This window comes from Peribacillus sp. P4_C12, from assembly GCF_056402095.1.
Genome location: NZ_JBFUIB010000220.1, coordinates 1 through 5955, shown reverse-complemented (window position 1 = coordinate 5955; position 5955 = coordinate 1). Strand labels below are relative to the sequence as shown.

7 protein-coding genes are annotated in these 5955 nt (G+C 36.8%); 4 read left to right on the top strand and 3 right to left on the bottom strand.

The annotated features are described in order from the left end of the window. Positions 1–106: IS3 family transposase (locus AC1DUW_RS19340; protein WP_477643226.1), on the top strand; the 106-nt coding region annotated here is incomplete at its 5' end. 218 nt (positions 107–324) lie between these two features. After that, the gene (locus AC1DUW_RS19335) at positions 325–513 is read left to right on the top strand and encodes a hypothetical protein (protein WP_477643225.1); all 189 of its coding nucleotides are present in this window, start codon (positions 325–327) and stop codon (positions 511–513) included. A 383-nt stretch (positions 514–896) separates the two neighbouring features. Here AC1DUW_RS19335 and AC1DUW_RS19330 read toward each other — a convergent pair whose 3' ends face one another. The 3 genes from AC1DUW_RS19330 to AC1DUW_RS19320 form a co-directional block, all read right to left on the bottom strand. Then, positions 897–1523: an FMN-dependent NADH-azoreductase gene (locus AC1DUW_RS19330; RefSeq protein WP_477643224.1), complete on the bottom strand. Its 627-nt coding sequence runs from the start codon at positions 1521–1523 to the stop codon at positions 897–899. Between the two features lie 143 nt (positions 1524–1666). Further along, a complete protein-coding gene (locus tag AC1DUW_RS19325; protein ID WP_477643223.1) occupies positions 1667–2311 on the bottom strand; it encodes a DsbA family oxidoreductase in 645 nt (214 codons plus the stop codon). Positions 2312–2544: 233 nt separating this feature from the next. Beyond that, a complete protein-coding gene (locus AC1DUW_RS19320) occupies positions 2545–3129 on the bottom strand; it encodes a DUF3238 domain-containing protein (protein ID WP_477643222.1) in 585 nt (194 codons plus the stop codon). 150 nt (positions 3130–3279) lie between these two features. Here AC1DUW_RS19320 and AC1DUW_RS19315 point away from each other — a divergent pair, with 150 nt between their 5' ends. After that, positions 3280–3753: a MarR family winged helix-turn-helix transcriptional regulator gene (locus AC1DUW_RS19315; protein WP_379171814.1), complete on the top strand. Its 474-nt coding sequence runs from the start codon at positions 3280–3282 to the stop codon at positions 3751–3753. Positions 3754–4259: 506 nt separating this feature from the next. Then, on the top strand, positions 4260–5534 hold the full coding sequence (locus AC1DUW_RS19310; RefSeq protein ID WP_477643221.1) for an IS110 family RNA-guided transposase: 1275 nt from the start codon (positions 4260–4262) through the stop codon (positions 5532–5534). Positions 5535–5955: the final 421 nt, after the last annotated feature.

The window sequence follows — 5955 nt, the reverse complement described above, 5'->3', positions numbered from 1 at the left end:
GTTACAACAAGCGATAAATGATTATATCCAGTTTTACAATAACGAACGTTACCAAGAAAGATTAAACGGCTTAAGCCCATTGGAATACAGGGCTCAAGTCGCTTAAAGCTTTTTTATTATTTCCACTGTCTACTTGACAGGGAGCTGTTCATCTTTTTTCAAAACGGATTCTTTTTATTTGCCCCAGAATGAGTTTTTGCGGAATACTTTTGATTAAACTTTATTCCAAAGCTACAATAAGACTCCCAAACAAAAAATGGATATTTATGTTAATGCGGTTATAAGATTGTGAAGAAATGTACTTAAACTATAGGGGCAGTTTAGTTGAAGAAGGGTGATATAATCATTTCTATAAAAAAGATGGAAAATGAGAGCTATAGGGAGGGGAAATTTGAACTTGGACAAAACTCAATTAATGGTTTACTTCATCTTGTATTAGGGACGTCCGGAAATGATAAGTCGTGCCTATTATTTATTGTAATGGCTATCTTCCAGCCGAAATCAATTGCATAACTCACCCCTTTTTTATGAAGCTTTCAGGCTTCTTCAGAAGCCGAAAACGTTGATTCATCAACAATGTATAAAATCATGCATAACCAATAAAAACGAACGACGTGAACCCCCTTGGGCGCCAAGGGGGTTTTTGGTATGAGTATTCATAGATATTTTGGGATCTTGTTGGGTTGGTGTAGCGTCAGGATTTTGCTAATTAACTACTCATGAATGCTTAAAGTTGTAAATCCGCATTTTCCTGACTGGACCCGAAGTTGAGAATGTAAAGCACACATCAATTGGGTTCTTACTACTCAAAAGTAGCGAGATATGCGAATAAAAAAGCAGTACCATTGCTATAAAATTGTTGGTACTGCTATATTGAGTGACAAGTGTTGTGTTAACTAGAACGTACTTGCTACTTTAACAGCTTCTTCAAGCCCTGCGGCAATAATTTCTTCTGCTTTATCTGCGAATTGGTTGTGACCTTCAATCACTATTTTCTCTATATCTTTTACACCGAAAAAGCCCATCATACTTGCTACATATTTAACAGCCATTTCTACTTCAGCTGCTGGTCCTTTAGAATACACACCGCCACTTGCATTTAATAATGCAATTTTCTTATTTCCAACAAGACCTACCGGACCTTCTGGCGTATATTTAAATGTTTTACCTGCACGATTTAAATAATCAATATATGTGTGTAGTACAGCTGGAATTGTTAAGTTCCATAACGGGAAACCAAATACAACTTTATCAGCTGCAAGGAATTGCTCTAAATATTTATCAGCAACAGCTACTGCTTTTGCTTCTTCTGCTGTTAAATCAACTCCTTTACTAGCCTTAAATGTACCGTTAATCATATCTACTCCTACATATGGTAATTCTTCATTGTATAAATCAAGCTCCACCACAGTATCATTTGGATGTGATTCTTTATAACTTGCTAAAAATGCCTCATATAATTTCACACTAACCGCCTGATCTGCTGGACGATTGTTTGCTTTTACGAATAAAACTGTTGTCATTCTCTTTTCCTCCTGTTATTCACTCTAATGTTGTTTTATATTTACTCAATAAAAAGGGGTATTTCTTTTATAACAAAAAAATATAGTCAACTTAATTGACTTCATTTTTGTTAATCTATATTTGCCACTAATCCAATTTAGCATTAACAATCCCCATCTATACTACATTGCAGTCCGTCCAACTCATCCTCTTTATTATTTTCTATTTCTTGATCAATTGCCTTTGCTAATTTTTCTTTGCTAGTAATACCTTGAATAACTTCGTCACCAATAATGAACGTTGGAACAGCCGTAATTTGGGCATCTATAAGGGCATGCTTTATAGCTTCTCGATGCATTTTTTTGTACTTTCGTGATACTAATGCTTCTTTAAATGCTTCCTGAGAAAGTCCCACTTCGTCTGCTAATTTTGTTAACACTTCGATGTCTTCAATATTTTGTTCCTCTTGGAAATTTGCAATAAACACTCTATGGTGAAACTCATTTCCTTTTCCATGTTCCTTTGCAAATTGGTAACCTTCAAACGCAAGGTGCGTATACGAACGAAAATGTGGTAACTTTATTTCTAATCCTAATTTTTTAGCAGTAGGATAAATAATTGAATTCCAAGCTTCCATTACACGAGGTTGAGTCCGTGGATCAATTTTCGGAAATGGACTAGGACGCAATTCAAATGGCATCCATTCTACTTCTACATCTTTTTCCTTTACRAYYTCATCTAAAGGACCTKTTCCTAAAAAACAAAATGGACATATAAAATCAGAATAARCTTTAATTTTYACAGTCATATATACGTTCCCTCACTTTTCTTTTTATCGCGCAATTTGTAACTATACAAGTTACAAATTGCGCGATAAAATATACACTTTATACGAAGAATTTATTTTTATTTACTAATGATGTAACGATTTGTTCCATTGCCATTTTTTCTTAATGTGAGGTCTTCCCAGTTTGCGTACAATATACCGATTATGAATACAAATTTATCTTGGTTCGATTACAATGTAGCAATACATTGACTTTACAATATTTTTTTAAAACTATACTCCATTTCTCCAGCTAGAGCTTCAGGAGTATCACCAGTTTCTCTAAAATCATGCGTATAAATTTGTTCAAACGGACCAAAATTTACTTGCTTATAAAATTCAAAACAAGGGAATCCATCGTGTGCTCCTTGAATATCGATACTACCATCTTTTTTGACCTGTACAGTTAATAGGTAGTCAACAGGAGGTGCATATACATTTAATGGGTTGCTGGCACTTGCACTCATTTGAAATTTAACATCATCAGAACTCCATACAGTATTAGTGCACAAAATACCTTCTGTCCCAGCTTTCCCTGTTCTTTGATTAACAGAACCATCTGGATTTGTAACTCTTTCTGTTGTTATACCAGTGTTCGCATATGAGAAAATTTCCTTCTTATAAAAATCTACAACTACTTCTTGTTCAACTCTGGAACGCATAGTGTTTACTGCATATGGTGTAAATTCACGTGAGTCGCCTTCAAATTGGATTACTTTTCCTGTTTGAATATCCTTCTTAGGTTCAGTCCAAGACATTGGAATAAATACACTTGCTCTAATTTTAACGATGTTAGCCATGAAGAACCCCCATAATGTATTAATTTTGTTTCGTGAATCCAATTTCTTTTATAATTGAATTATGGTCAATTTGATTTACTACATGGTGTATAGTACAATGGATTTTAAATAAAGTCAACCTAATTGACTTTATTTAAGGAGGTTTTATGTATGAATCATGAAGGATTTAGTGAATTGGATCTTACATCACTTTTATCATTATCCTTTAGTACATCAATTAATGAATTACATGGCAGATTGAGTGAATTGGGATTTGGAGATATTAGACCTGCACATGGTTTTATGTTTAAATGCATCACTCCCAATGGAGCAACAGGTATAGAACTAGCCGAATATTTAGGAATTACAAAGCAAGCTGTGAGTAAATGTGTGGATTATCTTGAGAAAAGTGGCTATGTAATGCGCAAAGCTCATCCCACTGATAAGAGAGGGAAAATTATTGTTTTGACCGAACGAGGTTGGTTAGTAGTGAAAGCAAAAGAGAAGATACTAACTGAGATTGAGCAACGTTGGATTGAAAAAATAGGTGCTGAACGCCTGCAAATGCTCAAAGAAGATTTAACAAAATTAGTTTATGAAGAAAATGAAGATAAACTATCATCGAGGTTAAGACCTGTCTGGTAATTATAGAGTTTATAAAGGGAACTTTTAATCGTGCTTAAATTCGTACTAACGGTGCAGCGTTCCTGTAATGATATAAATTAGCAGCAAGGTGTGTGAAGAATTGTACGGGAGCGTTAGTTCAAGAAAAACAAGCTAAATTGATTTGTGTTTCTATTTTCGTTGTTCCATTAAAGGGCGCGATTGCTGAACAATGAGCAGTCGCTACTAGGCGTATCCGAATAGTTCTATATATAATTAGATGTAAATAATGAAGAAACCCAGCTAATCTTCTAATAGGAAGGTAGTTGGGTTCTAAAGTTAAATTTGTGCAAAATATTTAATTACACGTTATTTCTTATTGTTGAATTAAACCAGCCGATAGTTTGTGAATAATAATACTTAAACTAACGGGTGCGTTAGCATTCCTGTAGATCGTTAAATATCAGGTTTGAAAAAAATAGAGCCCCTCAGTAAGATACGAGTATAGAKYCCAATCTAACTCAAAGTCTTAAGGAGGAAGCCCTACTATGAATTTTAAAATGCAAAACAAACAAAATCAACTAATWGAAAGAATTACGGATCAACATCTAGTTGTTGGTGTGGATATCGCCCAACACGTACACGTGGCCCGTGCTGTAAACTATCGGGGCATTGTGATCGGGAAACCTTTGTCTTTTGAAAATAACGAAGAGGGTTTTACTAGATTACTAAACTSGATCAAGGAACTAAAACRCATGAAAAACCTAGACACCACGATAGTCGGAATGGAACCTACCGGTCATTATTGGATRAACCTTTCAAAGTGGCTAGTCAAACAAAACATGGATGTCGTTACGGTCAATCCTCACCATGTCAAAAGAAACAAAGAAAATCGTGATAATACGCAATCMAAAAGTGATAAAAAAGATGCCCTTGTCATCGCTGATATGGTGAAGAATGGCTATTATGCCTTCGTTCGTTCCACTTCAGAATCATTTGAAAAACTTCGTGTCCTTATGGCTAACCGAGATGTGATTGTTAAGCGCCTKGTTAGCTCCATCAACCAAATTAATCGCTGGGTGGATGTTGTCTTTCCCGAGCTCCGGCAAGTGTTTAAAGACGTATCATGTAAAGGGGCAATCGCAACCCTACGCCTCTTTCCTACCCCAGCTGAATTATGTTCCTTACAGCCTCAAGATATCGTAACCGGGTGGAAATCATGTATGAAGCGWCATTCCGGGCATAAAAAAGCCCGTTCCCTGCTTACATTGGCCAAGCGTTCAATTGGTACGAAACAAGCCCTTGATGCGTATAAACTTCACTTGGAACAGTTATTAGAGGAATATGATCTCGCTTCATCCCAACTCGAAAGAGTGACGCAAGAAGTCACAAACGTCTTGGAACAGATTCCATTCGTTAAGCAAATACTTGCCATTAAAGGAATCAGCGCAATTTCACTGGCGGGCATCTTAGGAGAATCTGGAGATCTGAGTGGGTTCGCTCACGGGAATGCGCTCCTTCGTCATGCAGGATTGCATCTCGCTGAGGCAAGCTCTGGGAAGTGGAAAGGCCAAATTGTTCTTTCCAAACGTGGAAGATCACGCCTGCGGCGTTACCTCTTCCTTGCGACCATGAGTCTGGTGATGAATAACCCTGAGTTTAAAGCCCTACACTCGAACAATGTTAAGGTGAAGAAGATTAAGAAAATGAAATCCATCATGAAACTATGTGGAAAACTCGCCCGTGTCCTAGTAGGGATTGCTCGTAATGGCTCTGTCTATAAACCGGAAATGGTATTCCCTCTTGAACAACTAGCAGCGTAATTTACATTCACATTGTTTTTACGAAAGTTGGCTTATTCGTAGGATTTCAAAGAAAGCACGAAGTACTGGATATATAGAACAAAAGGGCAATGACCCGTTCCGTTAGCAAAACCAGCCTCCACCCCTTGGATAGGCATGACGAAGGAATGAAAGGGCATATGATTATGACCCGTTGAGACATGGGAGGGAAAGCCTCCAAGGGCAGCGTGGAAAATGCGTGCAGTATATGTAATAATATGGGATTTTTGATAGATCCCCTATTTCACTCTGCCCTCATCTTATCAAAACGGTCCTATCTCTTTCGTTCATCTAAAGCAACCTATACCATGTGGTTTGAAATCCTGCGAATAAGCGAGTATTCGTGAGCATTATCTATTAAACTGAGGGAGTTCTATAAGGATTATTGTAGAGTTGACACAAA

Coding starts and splice junctions, on each gene's coding strand:
- AC1DUW_RS19330 (WP_477643224.1), bottom strand. CDS start 1,523: ATGACAACAGTTTTATTCGTAAAAGCAAACAATCGTCCAGCAGATCAG.
- AC1DUW_RS19315 (WP_379171814.1), top strand. CDS start 3,280: ATGAATCATGAAGGATTTAGTGAATTGGATCTTACATCACTTTTATCA.
- AC1DUW_RS19320 (WP_477643222.1), bottom strand. CDS start 3,129: ATGGCTAACATCGTTAAAATTAGAGCAAGTGTATTTATTCCAATGTCT.